Genomic DNA, 14,929 nt, shown 5'->3' on the forward strand with positions numbered 1-14,929 from the left:
CTGCTCGTGCCTGTCGCGTGGGTCAGCTCGTCCGCAGGTACTGCGGCGCGGGCGGCCTGGACGTCGTCGCGTCCCTCCCCAGTGTCGCCGACAGCCAGGCGTCGTACGACGCCTGCCAGCCGCTCGCCCGGTAGGCGACCAGGATGCGATTGACCCGGCGTACCAGATCGTCCGCGTCCTTCTTCATCGCCACGCCGTAGTACTCGGTGGTGAAGGCGCGGCCCTTCAGTTCGACCGTCGGGTCCTGGGCGGCCTGGCTGGCGGCGAGCGCGCCGTCGGTGACCACCGCGTCCACCTCGCCGAGCTGCAGCCGCACCAGGCAGTCCAGTTGGTTGGGGACGGTGGTGGAGATGTCGGCGGAGGCGGGCAGCCGGCCCGTCCTGCGATCCTCCTCCAGCGTCGTGTACGCCGTCGAACCGGCCGCCGTGCAGATCCTCTTGCCGGCGAGCGAGGCGTCGTAGCCCGTGATCGGCGCGTCCTTGGACGCGAGGACCTGCTGCCCGGTGCGGAAGTACGGCGCGGAGAAGGCGACGTCCGTCAGACGCTTGCAGGTGATCGTCATGGTGCGCACCACCATGTCGACGACGCCGTCCTGGATCGCCTGGATGCGCTGGTTGGTGGGGATGGCCTTGAACTGCACGGCGTCGGGGTCGCCGAGGAGGTCCCGGGCGATGGCGTGCACCAGGTCGATGTCGAAGCCCTCCAGCTGCGCGCCCTGCTTGTTCGGGTCGCGGTAGCCCCAGCGGTAGCTGTTCTGGTCGACGCCGACGACCAGCTTCCCCTTGGCCTTGATCCGGGCGATCGTGGGCCCGTCGGCCGCCGAGGGCGCCAGCGTCTGCTGCTCGGGCGCCGTGCAGGTGCCCGCGCGCGCCTGCGTGCCGACGGCGACCCGGGAGGAGCCGCCCGCCCGGGGGACGTCGCCGCCGCGCTGGGTCAGCGGCAGCAGCAGCGCCCACACCAGCGCCAGGACGCACACGGCCGCCATCGCGCCGACCCCGCCCCAGCCCCTGAGCCTGGCCCGCAGGACTCGCAGTCGCATCGTCACGCCCCCTTCCACCGGTGCGCCCCTCATCGGTACTCCGAAAGCCTGCGGCCGATGCCGAGCACCGCGGCGGCCGCGCCCAGCACGGCGAGGACCGCCGCGCCCCACGCCAGGCCGCCGAGCGCGTCCAGGCCGTCGCCGGCCGCCTGCCGGAACTCCTTCTCCTCGTGCGCCAGCGCCGTGGCCAGGTGGGCGTCGACGCTGTCGAAGCACTCGCCGGTGGCGCCCTTCGCGCCGATCACACCGTCCAGCGCCTTCTGGTACTCCCCGGCCTCGTCCTGGCCGCGCGCCGCGTCGTGACGCCGGTTCCACTCCGCCATGTTGGCCACGGCCGCGGTCACCGGCTGCGCGCCGGCCCGGTCGTCGGCGAGCCGGCGCGCCTCGGCCAGGCTCTTGTCCAGCGCCGCCATGTCGCTGCGGAACGACGAGTCGTACAGGTCCTTGCCGTCCTTGGTGGTCTCGGCGCCGCGCGCCACCAGGGTGAGGTTCTCGTTGCCGCGCGCCTTCAGCGAGGCGATGCGGGCGTCCTGGAGGACGTTGAGGGAGCGCACGCCCCTCGCGCGGGAGGCGTCGAGGTCGGCGCGGGCGACGCTGTGGCCGACGACCAGCCACAGCAGGACCACCGCGGCGGCCGTGCTGGCGGCGACCAGGCCGTGGTTGAGGACGCGGTGGGTGCGCCGGTAGTGCCGGTGCTGGGCCCAGCCCAGCGCGGCCAGCGCCAGCACGCCCAGCGCGATCGCCGCCCACGGGTAGGGGGTGGCGTCCGCGTAATCGGCGTTCAGCCGCTCGTTCTCCTTGGTGTACAGGTCCTCGGCCGCCGGCAGCATCTGCTGCTGCATCTTCTCGTTGGCGTACCTGAGGTAGGCGCCGCCCACCGGGAAGCCCTGCCGGTTGTAGGTGCGGGCCCGCTCGACCAGGCCCTTGTACTCGGGCAGCAACCGGTTGAGCCGGGTGATGGTGGCGGCGGCCGGGGAGCCGGGGTCGGAACTGCCGGCGGCGGTGACCAGGCCGGCGGCGGCCGTGCGGATGTCCTGCTCGTAGCGGTCGCGGGAGGCCTTGGTCTCCTGGCCGCCGGCCAGGAACCCGCTGGAGGCAGCGGTGTTGGCGTCGGCGAGCGCGCGGTAGATGTCGGCCGCGGCCGCGCTCAGCGGGCGGCTCTTGTGCAGGACGTCGTCGGCGGCGGCCGCCCGCTCGGTGACCTGCCAGGCGGTGACCGCGCCGAACGCGACGACGAGCAGCGCCAGTACGGCGCCGATGGTGCGCAGCCGGCCCGGTTCGGTGACGGCGGCGGCCCGCAGCCGCTCCACGCCCTCGGCGAAGGCCGTACGGCGCGGCGGGCGGCCCGGGGCGGAGGAGCCGGGGGCCTGCGCGAGCGAGCCGGACGCGGACGCGGGCGCGGGGGGCGGGGCGGACGGCTGCGAGGGGATCGCCGGCATCGTGGGCGTGCCGGGGTTCGGTGGTGGCGCCGCGCTGCCTTGCTGCGGTGATGTCACTGCTGACCTCCCCCATGGTCATCCGTCTGCGCAAGTATCGCCGCCCGGGCCGGTATCCGCACCAGCCCGTCACCCGATCTTGATCGGATCGCAGCGTGGTGCGCGGCCCGCCGCCCGGATGTCCCGCCCCTGCCCTGTCCCGAAACTGCCCCTGCCCATGAATACGCCGGGGGAACCGGATCGGTTCCCCCGGCGTCACCCTGGGGTGACGGGCCGTCACCCCTGCGTGGGTACGCGCACGTGTCGTCCCCGCTCAGCCCCCGCCCCGCGCGAAGTGCGCCCGCAGCCGCTCCCGCGCCCGCGGGTCCGCGTTCAGCCGGTCCAGGCCCAGCAGGGCCGCTCCGAGGACCGGCCGCTCCCGTACCACCCGTGCCCGGGCCTTGGGCGCCCGCTCGGCCAGCAGCCGCCGTACGCCGTCGTCGAGTTGCGGGTGACCGGCCGCCAGGACGCTGCCGCCCAGCAGCACCGGCGTCTGATCCGTCAGCAGGTCCAGGCGGGTCAGCGCGACCACCGCCATCGTGGTGACCTCCTCGGCGAGCCGGTCCACGATCCGGCGGGCCACCCCGTCACCGGCGGCGGCCGTGGCGAACAGCACCGGCGTCAGCTCGTGCCGGCGCGCGTGCGCCACCCGCCCCAGGTGCAGGGCCTCGATCAGCGCGTACATCGACTCCAGGCCGAAGTGCGCGGGCAGGGTGCGGGCCAGCTCGGTGGGTTCGCCGCGCCCGTCCTCCGCGCGCGCCGCGTGCCACAGCGCCTCCTCGGCGAGGAACCAGCCGCCGCCCCAGTCGCCGGAGATGCGGCCGATCGCGGGGAAGCGGGCGGTGCGGCCGTCGGGGCGCATGCCGACGCAGTTGATGCCGGCCCCGCACACCACGGCCACCCCGCACGGTTCGGCGACCCCGGCCCGCAGGATCGCGAAGGTGTCGTTGCGCACCTCGACCGAGGCGCCCCACGCGCGCGCGTGCAGGGCCGCCGCCAGCTCTTCCTCCTCCGCCGGCAGATCGGCGTTGGCCAGGCAGGCCGAGACGTGGTCGACGGCCTCGACGCCGGCCCGCGCGCAGGCCTCGCCGACCGCCTCGGCGAGCGTGTCCACGGCCGCGCGCACCCCGACCGCCGGCGGCCGGAACCCGCCGCCGCGGGCCGTGCCGAGGACGGTGCCGTCCACGGCCACGACCGCCACGTCGGTCTTGCTGTTGCCGGCGTCGATGGCGAGGACGCCCCCCGTCAGGCCCACGAAAGGTGCTCCCGGTTGTGTGCGATCAGCAGGTCGGTGAGGGTCTCGGCCTGGGCGTACTGCCCGATCAGCGGGTGGGCGAGCAGCGCGCGGAAGACGCGGTCGCGGCCGCCCTTCAGTGCCGCCTGCAGGGCGAGGTCCTCGTACGCGGTGACGTGCGCGATCAGGCCCGTGTACAGCGGGTCCAGGCGCGGCACGGGCAGCGGGGCGGCGCCCTTGGGACCGACGGCGGCCTGCACCTCGATCACCGCGTCGTCGGGCAGGAACGGCAGCGTGCCCTGGTTGCGCGCGTTCACCACCTGGTACGGGCTGCCGGCGCCGCCCAGCAGCGCCGCCGCCAGGTCGACGGCGGCCTCCGAGTAGTAGGCGCCGCCCCGCTTGGCCAGCAGGTCCGGCTTCTCGTCCAGCGCGGGATCGGCGTACATCTCCAGCAGTTGCCGCTCCATCGCGGCGACCTCGGCCGCCCGGGACGGCTTGGTGCGCAGTTCGCCGACGACCTCGTCGTGGGCGTAGTAGTAGCGCAGGTAGTACGACGGGACGACGCCGAGGCGGTCCAGCAGCGGGCGCGGCAGGCGCAGGTCGGCGGCGATGGCGTCGCCGTGCCCGGCGAGCAGCCGCGGCAGCACGTCCTCGCCCTCGGGGCCGCCCAGGCGCACCCCGGTCTCCCAGGTGAGGTGGTTCAGCCCCACGTGGTCCAGGTGCACCTCGGCGGGCGTGACGCCCAGGTGGGCGGCGAACTTGCGCTGCAGGCCGATCGCCACGTTGCACAGCCCGACCGCCTTGTGACCGGCCTCCAGCAGGGCCCGGGTGACGATGCCGACCGGGTTGGTGAAGTCGATGATCCAGGCGTGCGGGTTGGTGCGGCGCACCCGCTCGGCGATGTCCAGGACGACCGGCACCGTGCGCAGCGCCTTGGCGAGGCCGCCCGCGCCGGTGGTCTCCTGGCCGACGCAGCCGCACTCCAGCGGCCAGGTCTCGTCCTGCTCGCGGGCCGCCTGCCCGCCCACGCGCAGCTGCAGCAGCACCGCGTCCGCGCCGTCCACGCCGGCGTCGAGGTCGGCGGTGGTGACGACCCGGCCCGGGTGGCCCTGCTTGGCGAGGATACGGCGGGCCAGTCCGCCCACCCGCTCCAGCCGCTCGGCGGCCGGGTCGACGAGGACGAGTTCCTCGACGGGCAGGGTGTCCCGCAGGCGTGCGAAGCCGTCGACGAGTTCGGGGGTGTAGGTCGAGCCGCCCCCTACCACGGTGAGTTTCATATGCGGTTAACCCTTCACTCCGGTGAGCGTGACGCCCTCGACGAACGCCTTCTGCGCGAAGAAGAAGACGACGATCACGGGGGCCATGACCAGAACGGTGGCGGCCATGGTGAGGTTCCAGTCGGTGTGGTGCGCGCCCTTGAAGGACTCCAGCCCGTAACTCAGCGTCCAGGCGCCGGGGTTCTCCGAGGCGTAGATCTGCGGGCCGAAGTAGTCGTTCCAGGCGTAGAAGAACTGGAAGAGCGCGACGGCGGCGATGCCGGGCCTGGCCATCGGCAGCACGACCCGCAGCAGGGTCCTCAGCTCGCCGCAGCCGTCGACCCGCGCCGCGTCCAGGTACTCGTTCGGAACGGTCGTCAGGAACTGCCGCAGCAGGAAGACGGAGAACGCGTCGCCGCACGCCATCGGGATGATCAGCGGCCACAGCGTGCCGGACAGATCCAGCTGCTTCGCCCAGAACAGGTACATCGGGATGACGACGACCTGCGGCGGCAGCATCATCATCGAGATCACCAGCATCAGCGCCAGATGGCGGCCGCGGAAGCGGAACTTGGCGAGGGCGTACGCCACCGGGATCGAGGACACGACCGTCAGGAAGGTTCCCAGTCCGGCGTAGAGCAGGGTGTTCTTCCACCAGGTGAGGAAGCCGGGAGTGTCGAGGACCTTGCGGTAGTTGCCCCACTCCCAGGTGTGCGGGACCAGGTCACGGCTGAGGGCCTGACTGTCGCTCATCAGGGAGGTGAGGAAGACGAACACGAACGGCAGGACGAAGAACAGGGCGGCGGCGACGCCGAGGGAGTGCACCGCGATCCACTGCAGCAGGGCGCGGCGCCGGGCGGTGCGCTGCGCGGCGGGGCGGACGGCGACCTTCACGGGAGGGTCCAGTACCTGGGTCATGGGTCAGTCACCTGCCTGGATCAGACCGCCGCGGCGCCGCATCAGGAACGCGGTGAACACCATCGACAGGGCGAACAGCACCAGGGCGACGACACAGGCGGAGCCGTAGTCGAAGCGCTGGAAGCCGAGGTTGTAGACGAGCTGGGGGAGGGTGAGGGTGGACTTGTCCGGGTAGCCGGGCTCGAACTGGGTGCCCGCGCCCTGGATCACCCCGGAGGCGACCTTCCCGGCGATCAGCGGCTGCGTGTAGTACTGCATCGTCTGGATCACGCCGGTGACCACGGCGAACATCACGATGGGGGAGATGTTCGGCAGGGTGACGTACCGGAACCGCTGCCAGGCCGACGCGCCGTCCAGCTGGGCCGCCTCGTACTGCTCGGCGGGCACGTCCAGCAGCGCCGCCATGAAGATCACCATCAGGTCGCCGATGCCCCACAGCGCGAGCAGGGTGAGCGCGGGCTTGGACCAGGCCGGGTCGTTGAACCAGCCGGGCGCCGCGATGCCGGCCTTGCCGAGGAGCGAGTTCACCGGCCCGGTACCGGGGTTGAGCAGGAACGCGAACGCCATGGTCGCGGCGACCGGCGGGGCCAGGTAGGGCAGGTAGAACAGGGTGCGGAAGACGCCCGTCCCCGTCTTGATCTTCGTGATGAGCAGGCCGACGCCCAGGCCGAAGACCACCCGCAGGCTCACCATGACCAGCACCAGCCACAGCGTGTTGCGCAGGGCGGGCCAGAACAGCGGGTAGTGCCCGAAGACGTACGACCAGTTCCTCGTCCCGCTCCACGCCGGCGGCCGGAAGCCGTCGTAGTGCATGAACGAGAAGTACACCGTGGACAGCAGCGGATAGGCGAAGAACACCGCGAACCCGATCAGCCAGGGCGACAGGAAGGCGAAGGTGCGCAGGGCGGCCCGGCGGCGCTTGGAGGCCAGGGTGAGGGTGCTCATCGCTACTGCGCCTGGGCGATGTCGGTGTCGATCTGCTCGGCCGTCCGCCGCAGCCCGGCCTTGAGGTCGGTGACCTTGCCGCTCTCGTAGTCGTAGCCGAACTGCTGGATCGTCACCAGGTACTGGCCGCCGTTGACGGACGCGGGCGTGGTCGTGGACGCGGGGTTCGCGGCGATGTCCAGGAACGTCTTGAAGCGCGGGTCGTAGCGGAGCTTCGGCGACTTCAGGGCGGCCAGGGTGGAGGGAACGTTGTGGATCGCGTTGGAGAAGCCCACCACCGCGTCGGTGTCGCAGGTCATGTACTTCACCAGTTCCCACGCGGCGTTGCGGTGGGTGCTGGTGGCGGCGATGCCGGCGATGGTGCCGGTGATGTAGCCCTTGCCGTACTGGGCGGCCTGGTCGTCGGGGACGGGCAGCGGGGCGACACCGATCTCGAAGTCCGGCTTGGCGTCCAGGGCCATGCCGAGCCGCCACTCGCCGTCGAGCTGCATGGCGACCTGACCGGTGTGGAAGGGGTGCTTGGGTCCCCACTCGTCGCCCAGTGTGGCCCGGAACCGTTCCAGCCGGGCGAAGCCGCCGAGTGTGTCGACGAGCCGCTTCTGCAGCGTGAAGCCCTTCTCGAACGCCGGGTCCTCGGCGAGGTTCGACTTGCCGTTCCGGTCGAAGTAGGTGGGGGAGAACTGGCCGAGGTAGTGCTCGGTGGTGGACTCCCAGCCGTGGTAGTTGGGCATGAAGCCCAACTGCCGGTAGGTGTCGCCCTGCCGGACGGTCAGCTTCCGGGCGTCCGCCTCGAACTCCGACCACGTCTTCGGCGGGGCCGTGATGCCGGCCTTCGCGAACGCCGTCTTGTTGTAGTACAGGCCGTAGGCGTCGCCGAGCAGCGGCACCGCGCAGCGGTTGCCCTGGAACTGCGTGTACTCGTTCATCGCCTTGGGGAAGGTGCGCTGCGGATCGATGCCCGCCTTGTGGAAGAAGGGGTTCAGGTCGACCAGGGCGCCCGAGGAGCAGAACTTGCCCACGTTGTTCGTGGTGAAGGAGGAGATCACGTCCGGCGCCTTGGTGCCGCCGGCGCGCAGCGCCTGGTTGATCTTGTCGTCGGTCATGTTGCCGACGACGTTGACGTGGATGTTCGGGTGCGCCTTCTCGAAGCCGGCGACCAGGGCCCGGACGGCCTCGACCTCGTTCGGCGCGCTCCAGGCGTGCCAGAAGTTGATCGTCGTCTCCTTCGACGGGTCGTCGCTCGCGCCGGCCCCGGACTGGCCGGTACAGGCCGCGGCGGCGAGCAGGGCGAGGGACGCGCTCAGGGCAAGAGCCGCTTTTCGGGCGCGCTCGGGCAGGGCTGTGGGCATGGCGGAGTCTCCCTGGGACGGGGTGGGCGATACGGGGAGAGCGGGAAAGGAGGAGAGGCGGGTAGGGGGTTCAGCGCGAGGTGTCGAAGACCTCGTCGCGGGTCACGGTCAGCGCGCGCTCCAGCGCGCCCCGCAGCACGGGGTGGTCGGTGACCTCGCCGACGACGAGCCGGGGCCGGGAGGCGGCCAGCTCCTCCAGCTCGTCCTGCACCAGGGCGCGCAGTGCCTCGCCGCCGCTGGTCAGCACGGCGCCGGACAGCACGACCAGTTCGGGGTCGAGCACGGAGACGAGCGAGGCGAGACCGGTGGCCAGCCGGGTGGCATAGGTGCGCAGCAGCAGCTGGTGCAGGACGGTGTCCTCGGCGGCGGCCCGGGCGAGGAGGGTCGCCGCGGCCTCGGCGTGCGGCCCGGAGGGGACGTCGCCCATGCCGAGCTCGCGGGCCAGCCGGGGGACGGCCTGGGCGCCGGCCAGCTCCTGGTAGCCGCCACTGTTGGCTTTCCTCACCTGGCGCACCAGCGGGGTGCCGGGGACCGGAAGGAAACCCACCTCTCCGGCGCCGCCGGTGAAACCGCGGTGCAGCCGGCCGCCGAGGACCAGCGCGGCGCCCAGGCCCTCCTCGTTCCACAGCAGCACGAAGTCCCCGTGGTCGCGGGCGGCGCCCAGGCGTTGCTCGGCGAGGGCGACCAGGTTGACGTCGTTCTCGTACTCCACCGGCATCGGCAGCGCGGCGGCGAGTTCGTCGAGCAGGGTGGGCGAGTGCCAGCCCGGCAGGTGCGAGGCGTAGCGCAGGCGGCCGGTGTTGGGGTCGAAGGCGCCGGGGGTGCCGACGACGACCCGGCGCACGTCGTCGCGGGTCAGCCCGGCCGCCTTGACGGCGCCTTCGAGGGCGTCGGTGACCTGCCGGGCGACGGGCTGCGCCGGGCGCCGGCCGGGCGTGGGCAGCTCGAACCGCCCGACCGTGCGGCCGGTGATGTCGGCGACGGCGGCGAGGATGCGGCCGGGGGTGACATCGAGTCCGGCGGCGTGGCCGGCGGCCGGGTTGACCTCGTACAGCTGGGCGTTGGGGCCCGGGCGGCCCTCGTCGGTGCCGGTGGCCAGCACCAGTCCGGCCGCCTCCAGACGGGCCAGCAGCTGGGAGGCGGTGGGCTTGGACAGGCCGGTGAGCTTGCCGATGCGGGTGCGGGAGAGCGGGCCGTGCTCCAGCAGCAGGTCCAGCGCGGCACGGTCGTTCATGGCGCGCAGCACGCGCGGAGTGCCCGGCGTACCGGCGGTTCCTGCCATGCGATGCGACACCTGCCTTTCCAGCGGAACAGCCTTCCAGTGAGCGGGTCGGGCTGTCCACTCCGCCTCGATCACTGTTAGGAAAGTTTCCTGTCGTCGGGCAGGAACGTAAGCCCGCCGCGAAGGGGGCGTCAATAGCCGACGCCCCCGCGGCAACGGAGTCGTTACCTGCGGGGGCGTACGGGAGCATGCGCTCCGGGCCGCTCCAAGGCGGCGCGGGCGGGCGTTCAGGGGCGCGTCCCGGCCGGGCGCGCGAGTGCCGCGTCGCGTTACTTCGACGTGCTCGGCGGCGGCACCAGCGGCGTGGCCGCCTGGGCCTGCGGGGAGGTGGAGCTGGCGTGCGCCGACGGGGCGGCGACCGCGGCCGACGGGTCCGGCGCCGTGTCCTCGTCCACGGGCGCCGTCGCCCCGCCGACGATGCGGATGTCGGCCGCGTCGAAGGCCCGCTTGATGCGCCAGCGCAGCTCCCGCTCCACGGCCACGGACTTGCCGGGCATGGTCCGCGCGGAGACCCGCACCACCATGGAGTCCAGCAGCACGCTGTCCAGGCCGAGCACCTCCACCGGGCTCCACAGGAGCTCGTTCCAGGGCTCCTCCTTGGCCATCTTCTCCGCGACCTCGTCGAGCGTGGCCTTCAGCCGGTCCAGGTCCTCCGACGCCTTCACGGTGACGTCGACGCCGGCCGTCGCCCAGCCCTGGGAGAGGTTGCCGATGCGCTTGACCTCGCCGTTGCGGACGTACCAGATCTCGCCGTTGTCGCCGCGCAGCTTCGTCACCCGCAGCCCGACCTCGATCACCTCGCCCGAGGCGACGCCCGCGTCGATCGTGTCGCCGACGCCGTACTGGTCCTCCAGGATCATGAACACGCCGGAGAGGAAGTCCGTGACCAGGTTGCGCGCGCCGAAACCGATCGCCACGCCCGCCACACCGGCGGAGGCCAGCAGCGGCGCGAGGTTGATGTCGAAGGTGGCCAGCACCATCAGCGCGGCCGTGCCGAGGATCAGGAACGACGCCACCGACCGCAGCACCGAACCGATCGCCTGCGAGCGCTGGCGGCGGCGCTCGGCGTTCACCAGCAGCCCGCCCAGCGCGGTGCCGTCCACCGCCTGGACCGTGCGGTTCATCCGGTCGATCAGCTTGGTGATCGCCCGCCGCACCGCCACCCGCAGCACCGCCGCGATCACCAGGATGAGCAGCACGCGCAGCCCGATCGCCAGCCAGGTCGACCAGTTCTGCTCGATCCAGCTCGCCGCGTTCGTCGCGCTCTCCTGGGCGTCCTGGAGCGTGGGCACCGTCACGGACGGCGTCTCGGACGGAGACGGCGAGGGCGAGGGGCCGGCGGCCAGTAGGACGGCGGACAAGGACACGGCGGATACCTCCAGGTGCAGCGGTCTGCCCCCGGCAGGGGAGCACGGTCCCGGCACGGGACCACGGCCCGGTCAAGGTCACGGAAAGGTCACCGGGGGGACAGGAGCACCACACTAACGGGGCATTGTGTGTGCACCCGCCGGATGCGCCAAGGAGAGACGGTGCTCACCTGGGCTTGAAGGGGGCGCACGCCGGGGGATGCTCCAGATGTGGTCGAAAACACTCCCAGCCCGTTACCGGGACATGGTGGCGCCGCCACCAGGCATGAGGGGAGACTGACTGCAGATCGTCCCGGCGCGAGCCACGCGCCGCCGACGCCCAAGGAGGCACCCGTGCCGCATGTCCTGGTCCTCAACGCGTCGTACGAGCCACTCGGCGTCGTACCGCTCCGCCGCGCGCTCGTCCTCGTCCTGGAGAACAAGGCTGTCTGCCTCGAGGAGTCCGGCGCCTTTCTGCACAGCGCAACCGTCACCGTCCCCGCACCCAGCGTGGTCCGGCTCAAGCGATTCGTTCGGGTTCCCTACCGGGGGCCCGTTCCTCTGACCCGCCGGGCGCTGTTCGCCCGTGACGGGGGCCGGTGCATGTACTGCGGTGGCGTCGCAACCAGCGTCGACCACGTCATCCCGCGCTCACGCGGGGGCAAGCACGTCTGGGACAACGTGGTGGCCTCCTGCCGCCGCTGCAACCACATCAAGGCCGACCGCCACCTGTTCGAACTGGGCTGGCGGCTGCGGCACAAACCGGCACCGCCCACCGGACTTGCCTGGCGCATCATCGGCACCGGCCACCGTGACCCGCGCTGGCTGCCCTATCTGCAGCCGTTCGGAGCGGACGACGCCCTGGCCCGGATCGACGGCATCTCCGCCTGACCCCGGCCCGGACGCCCGGCCGGCCCGTCGCCCCGCGGCACGGCCCGGCGCCCGGCGGCACGGTCCGGCGCCCGGTGCCACGGGTCCCGCACCCGGCGGCACGGGTTCGCCGCCGGCGTCCGGCGGTGAAGCGGCGTGCCGTGTGGCGGCGAAGCGGCGTGCCGTCCGGCGGCACCCGGTCGTGCCGCCGCGCGCCCGGCCGGCCGCACACGGCGAGAAACCCGGCCGCACACCGCGAGAAACCCGCCGCACACGGCGAGAAACCCGGCCCCGCACGCAGCGGGCCGGGTTCCTCGGACGACGGGATCCAGCGGGGGGCGCGCGATGTCAGGCGCGCGCCTTCGGCTTCGTCACACGAATCTTGGAACGGTCGAGGACCATCACCAGGCCCGTGATCACGGCGAAGATCACCAGCGGGGTGAAGACGTACAGACCCAGCGTCTCGCCGACACTGAGGCCCTTGCCGGGGTCGTCACCGTCGTCACGCGTCAGCGCGAGCGCGGGGGACGACATGAGCAGCATCATCAGCGTCGTACCGGCGGCCAGGGCGCCGGCGCGCAGGGCGTTCTTCTTGTCCACGGTGCCAAAGTAGCGAACGCCTCAGCGGGCCGCGCGCCCGGGGTGCCGTACGGGGCCCGCAGGGGGGAACGCAGGGGGCCCCGCGCGGCGCTCACGACTCCTGCCGCACCGCCTCGATCAGGGCGTGCAGCCGGGGCGAGGCGGCCAGTTCCTCCAAGGTCACCGGGCGGCCCGTGGCGTCCGCGATCGGCAGCCGCCAGTTCGGGTACTGGTCCCAGGTCCCCGGCAGGTTCTGCGGCCGCCGGTCACCGACGCCGTCCGGCAGCCACACCCCGACCAGCCGGGCCGGCGTACGCCGCAGGAACCGGTGCACCGCCTGGATCTCCGCCTCCTCCGACGACGCGTCCGAGCCGCCCGCGCCGCGCAGCAGCCCCAGCCGGGCCAGCAGCGCCAGCCACTCCCCGGTGTCCGCGGAGGCCTCCTCCCGCTCCACCTCCAGCGGCCGCGTGAGCAGCCCCAGCCGGTCGCGCAGGTCCACGTGCTCGCCCGTCAGCCGCGCCGCGGTCGGCGGCAGATCGTGCGTGGTGGCCGTCGCCAGGCAGTCCGCGCGCCAGCTCTCCGGCGGCAGCGGATGCCCGTCGCCCGCCCAGTCCCGCTCGAACCACAGCACCGACGTGCCCAGCACCCCGCGCTCGCGCAGCGCCTCGCGCACCCCCGGCTCCACCGTGCCGAGGTCCTCGCCGACCACCACCGCGCCGGCCCGGGACGCCTCCAGCACCAGCACCGCGAGCATCGCCTCCGCGTCGTAGCGGACGTAGGCGCCCTCGGTCGGCGGCTCGCCCTGCGGCACCCACCACAGCCGGAACAGCCCCATCACATGGTCGATGCGCAGCGCCCCCGCGTACCGGAACAGCGCCCGCAGCAGGTCGCGGTACGGCGCGTAGCCCGACGCGGCCAGCCGGTCCGGCCGCCACGGCGGCAGCCCCCAGTCCTGCCCGCGCGCGTTGAACGCGTCCGGCGGCGCCCCCACCGACATGCCCGCGGCGAAGAACTCCTGCTGCGCCCACGCGTCCGCGCCCTGCGGATGCACCCCGACCGCCAGGTCGTGCACCACCCCGACGCCCATGCCGGCGTCGCGCGCCGCCCGCTGCGCGGCCCGCAGCTGGGCGTCGGTCAGCCAGGCGAGGTGGCTGTGGAAGTCCACCCGGTCCATCAGCTCCGCACGCGCGCGTGCCGTCTCGGCCGACCGGGGATCGCGCAGGCCCTCGGGCCAGCGGCTCCAGTCCGAGCCGTGCACCTCCGCCAGCGCGCACCAGGTGGCGTGGTCCTCCAGGGCCTGCCCCTGCTCGGCGAGGAAGTCGGCGTAGGCGGCCCGGCGGCCGGGGCCGAGCGGCACCCGCCGCACCACCTCCAGCGCCGCCCGCTTCAGCTCCCACACCGCGTCACGGTCGATCAGCGCGCCCTTGTCCAGCACGGCCTCACGCAGCTGGGCCGCCCGGGCCGGCAGGTCGCTCAGGACACCCCCGTCGCCGGCGTAGGCGTACTCCGGGACGTCCTCCACCCGCAGATGCACCGGGTCGGGGAAGCGGCGGGAGGACGGCCGGTACGGCGACGGATCGGTCGGCGCGCCCGGCACCGCCGCGTGCAACGGGTTGACCTGCACGAATCCGGCGCCCAGCGCCCGCCCGGCCCAGGCCGCGAGCTCACCGAGGTCGCCGAGGTCGCCCATGCCCCACGAACGCCGCGACAGCAGCGAGTACAGCTGCACCAGCAGGCCGTACGAACGCTCCGGCGGCGCGGGCAGCCGGGGCGGGGCCACGATCAGGTGCGCGCGCGTGCTGCGGCCGTCGGGCGCGGTGGCGGTCAGCCGGTGCACCCCGTGCGGGAGCCCGTCCGGCAGGCCGGCCTGGTCCGTGCCCGCGCGGGACTCGCCCTGCTCGGTGGTGATCTCCAGCCGGGTGCCCTCGGGCAGGGCCGCCAGCGCCTCGGGCGCGGCGCCGCCCCAGCTCACCAGGGTCGGCGGCAGCAGCCGCTCGGTCAGCTCCCGGCGGCGCGCGGCGAGCGCGGCGGTCACGGCTTCGGGGCTGCCCGCGTCCACGCCGAGCGCGCCGAGCACCCGGACCAGCGCGGCCGGCGACGCGGCCACCGTGCGGTCCGCGGAGGGCTGGTAGGAGGGCACCACGCCGTGCAGTGCGGCGAGGCGCGCGAGGTCGTCGTCCGGGGCGGCGGCGTGCGGCGCGGGTGCGGTCATCTACGGCCTCGTGGTGCCGTCGTCGAAGGAGAACGCGTCGGACTCGCTGGTGAGCGGGGCCGCGTCGGACAGGGGCGGCTCGCTGGTCAGGGGCTCGGCGTCGGGCAGCGGCGGCTCGCTGGTCAGCGGGGCCTCGATGCAGGCGCTCTCGGCGCTGAAGACGCAGGCGAGGGCGGCGTCGGACTCGATGTCCGGGGCCGCCGCCGGGCGGGGCACGGCGGCCTGAAGCCCGGGTTTGGACAGGGCCGAGAGCAGAAGATGTGCCGAAGCGGCCACGGGGGCCTCCTTGTCGCAAGTGCCGAGGTGCGGCTTTTCCACGGGTCAGGGCAGCCCTACCCCGTGGGCGCGAGGGCAGACGTCCCCGAAACGAACGACCCGCATCTCGTCACGTTGTCCGCGGACGCCATACGGCGCAGACGGGGAC

13 protein-coding genes are annotated in these 14,929 nt (G+C 73.4%); 1 reads left to right on the plus strand and 12 read right to left on the minus strand.

From position 1 onward, the window contains the following. Window positions 1–22: 22 nt before the first annotated feature. From ACF1AL_RS01495 to ACF1AL_RS01535, 9 genes are all read right to left on the minus strand, one after another. On the minus strand, window positions 23–1,039 hold the full coding sequence (locus tag ACF1AL_RS01495) for a glutamate ABC transporter substrate-binding protein (protein ID WP_391819016.1): 1,017 nt from the start codon (window positions 1,037–1,039) through the stop codon (window positions 23–25). A gap of 29 nt (window positions 1,040–1,068) precedes the next feature. Then, window positions 1,069–2,478: a hypothetical protein gene (locus ACF1AL_RS01500; RefSeq protein WP_391825437.1), complete on the minus strand. Its 1,410-nt coding sequence runs from the start codon at window positions 2,476–2,478 to the stop codon at window positions 1,069–1,071. 310 nt (window positions 2,479–2,788) lie between these two features. After that, window positions 2,789–3,769 carry an N-acetylglucosamine kinase gene (locus tag ACF1AL_RS01505; RefSeq protein WP_391779226.1) on the minus strand — a complete coding sequence of 327 codons (981 nt, stop codon included), beginning with the start codon at window positions 3,767–3,769 and terminating at the stop codon, window positions 2,789–2,791. Continuing rightward, the gene (locus ACF1AL_RS01510; RefSeq protein ID WP_391779225.1) at window positions 3,760–5,025 is read right to left on the minus strand and encodes a 6-phospho-beta-glucosidase; all 1,266 of its coding nucleotides are present in this window, start codon (window positions 5,023–5,025) and stop codon (window positions 3,760–3,762) included. The genes ACF1AL_RS01505 and ACF1AL_RS01510 overlap by 10 nt, the downstream gene beginning before the upstream one ends. A 6-nt stretch (window positions 5,026–5,031) precedes the next feature. Next, window positions 5,032–5,922 (minus strand): carbohydrate ABC transporter permease, encoded by an 891-nt coding sequence (locus ACF1AL_RS01515; RefSeq protein WP_391819022.1) that lies wholly within the window; start codon window positions 5,920–5,922, stop codon window positions 5,032–5,034. A gap of 3 nt (window positions 5,923–5,925) precedes the next feature. Next, on the minus strand, window positions 5,926–6,867 hold the full coding sequence (locus tag ACF1AL_RS01520; RefSeq protein ID WP_386911449.1) for a carbohydrate ABC transporter permease: 942 nt from the start codon (window positions 6,865–6,867) through the stop codon (window positions 5,926–5,928). A 2-nt stretch (window positions 6,868–6,869) separates the two neighbouring features. Further along, window positions 6,870–8,216: an ABC transporter substrate-binding protein gene (locus tag ACF1AL_RS01525; RefSeq protein WP_391825303.1), complete on the minus strand. Its 1,347-nt coding sequence runs from the start codon at window positions 8,214–8,216 to the stop codon at window positions 6,870–6,872. 70 nt (window positions 8,217–8,286) lie between these two features. Continuing rightward, window positions 8,287–9,498: an ROK family protein gene (locus tag ACF1AL_RS01530; protein WP_384203979.1), complete on the minus strand. Its 1,212-nt coding sequence runs from the start codon at window positions 9,496–9,498 to the stop codon at window positions 8,287–8,289. 269 nt (window positions 9,499–9,767) lie between these two features. Beyond that, complete coding sequence (locus tag ACF1AL_RS01535; RefSeq protein WP_391694716.1) at window positions 9,768–10,865, minus strand: mechanosensitive ion channel family protein; 1,098 nt, start codon at window positions 10,863–10,865, stop codon at window positions 9,768–9,770. A gap of 333 nt (window positions 10,866–11,198) precedes the next feature. On the opposite strand from ACF1AL_RS01535, the gene ACF1AL_RS01540 reads away from it, so the two are divergent. Next, entirely contained in the window at window positions 11,199–11,735 is a 537-nt protein-coding gene (locus ACF1AL_RS01540; RefSeq protein ID WP_366834478.1) for an HNH endonuclease, read from the plus strand. A 327-nt stretch (window positions 11,736–12,062) separates the two neighbouring features. Here the strand turns inward: ACF1AL_RS01540 and ACF1AL_RS01545 are convergent, their stop codons facing one another. From ACF1AL_RS01545 to ACF1AL_RS01555, 3 genes are all read right to left on the minus strand, one after another. Then, on the minus strand, window positions 12,063–12,314 hold the full coding sequence (locus ACF1AL_RS01545; RefSeq protein ID WP_366834479.1) for a hypothetical protein: 252 nt from the start codon (window positions 12,312–12,314) through the stop codon (window positions 12,063–12,065). 91 nt (window positions 12,315–12,405) lie between these two features. Beyond that, entirely contained in the window at window positions 12,406–14,505 is a 2,100-nt protein-coding gene (gene malQ / locus ACF1AL_RS01550; protein ID WP_391825304.1) for a 4-alpha-glucanotransferase, read from the minus strand. Then, complete coding sequence (locus ACF1AL_RS01555; protein ID WP_391819030.1) at window positions 14,506–14,781, minus strand: hypothetical protein; 276 nt, start codon at window positions 14,779–14,781, stop codon at window positions 14,506–14,508. It abuts the gene before it with no gap. Window positions 14,782–14,929 lie beyond the last annotated feature (148 nt).

Source organism: Streptomyces sp. NPDC014801 (assembly GCF_043082085.1).
Lineage (GTDB): Bacteria > Actinomycetota > Actinomycetes > Streptomycetales > Streptomycetaceae > Streptomyces.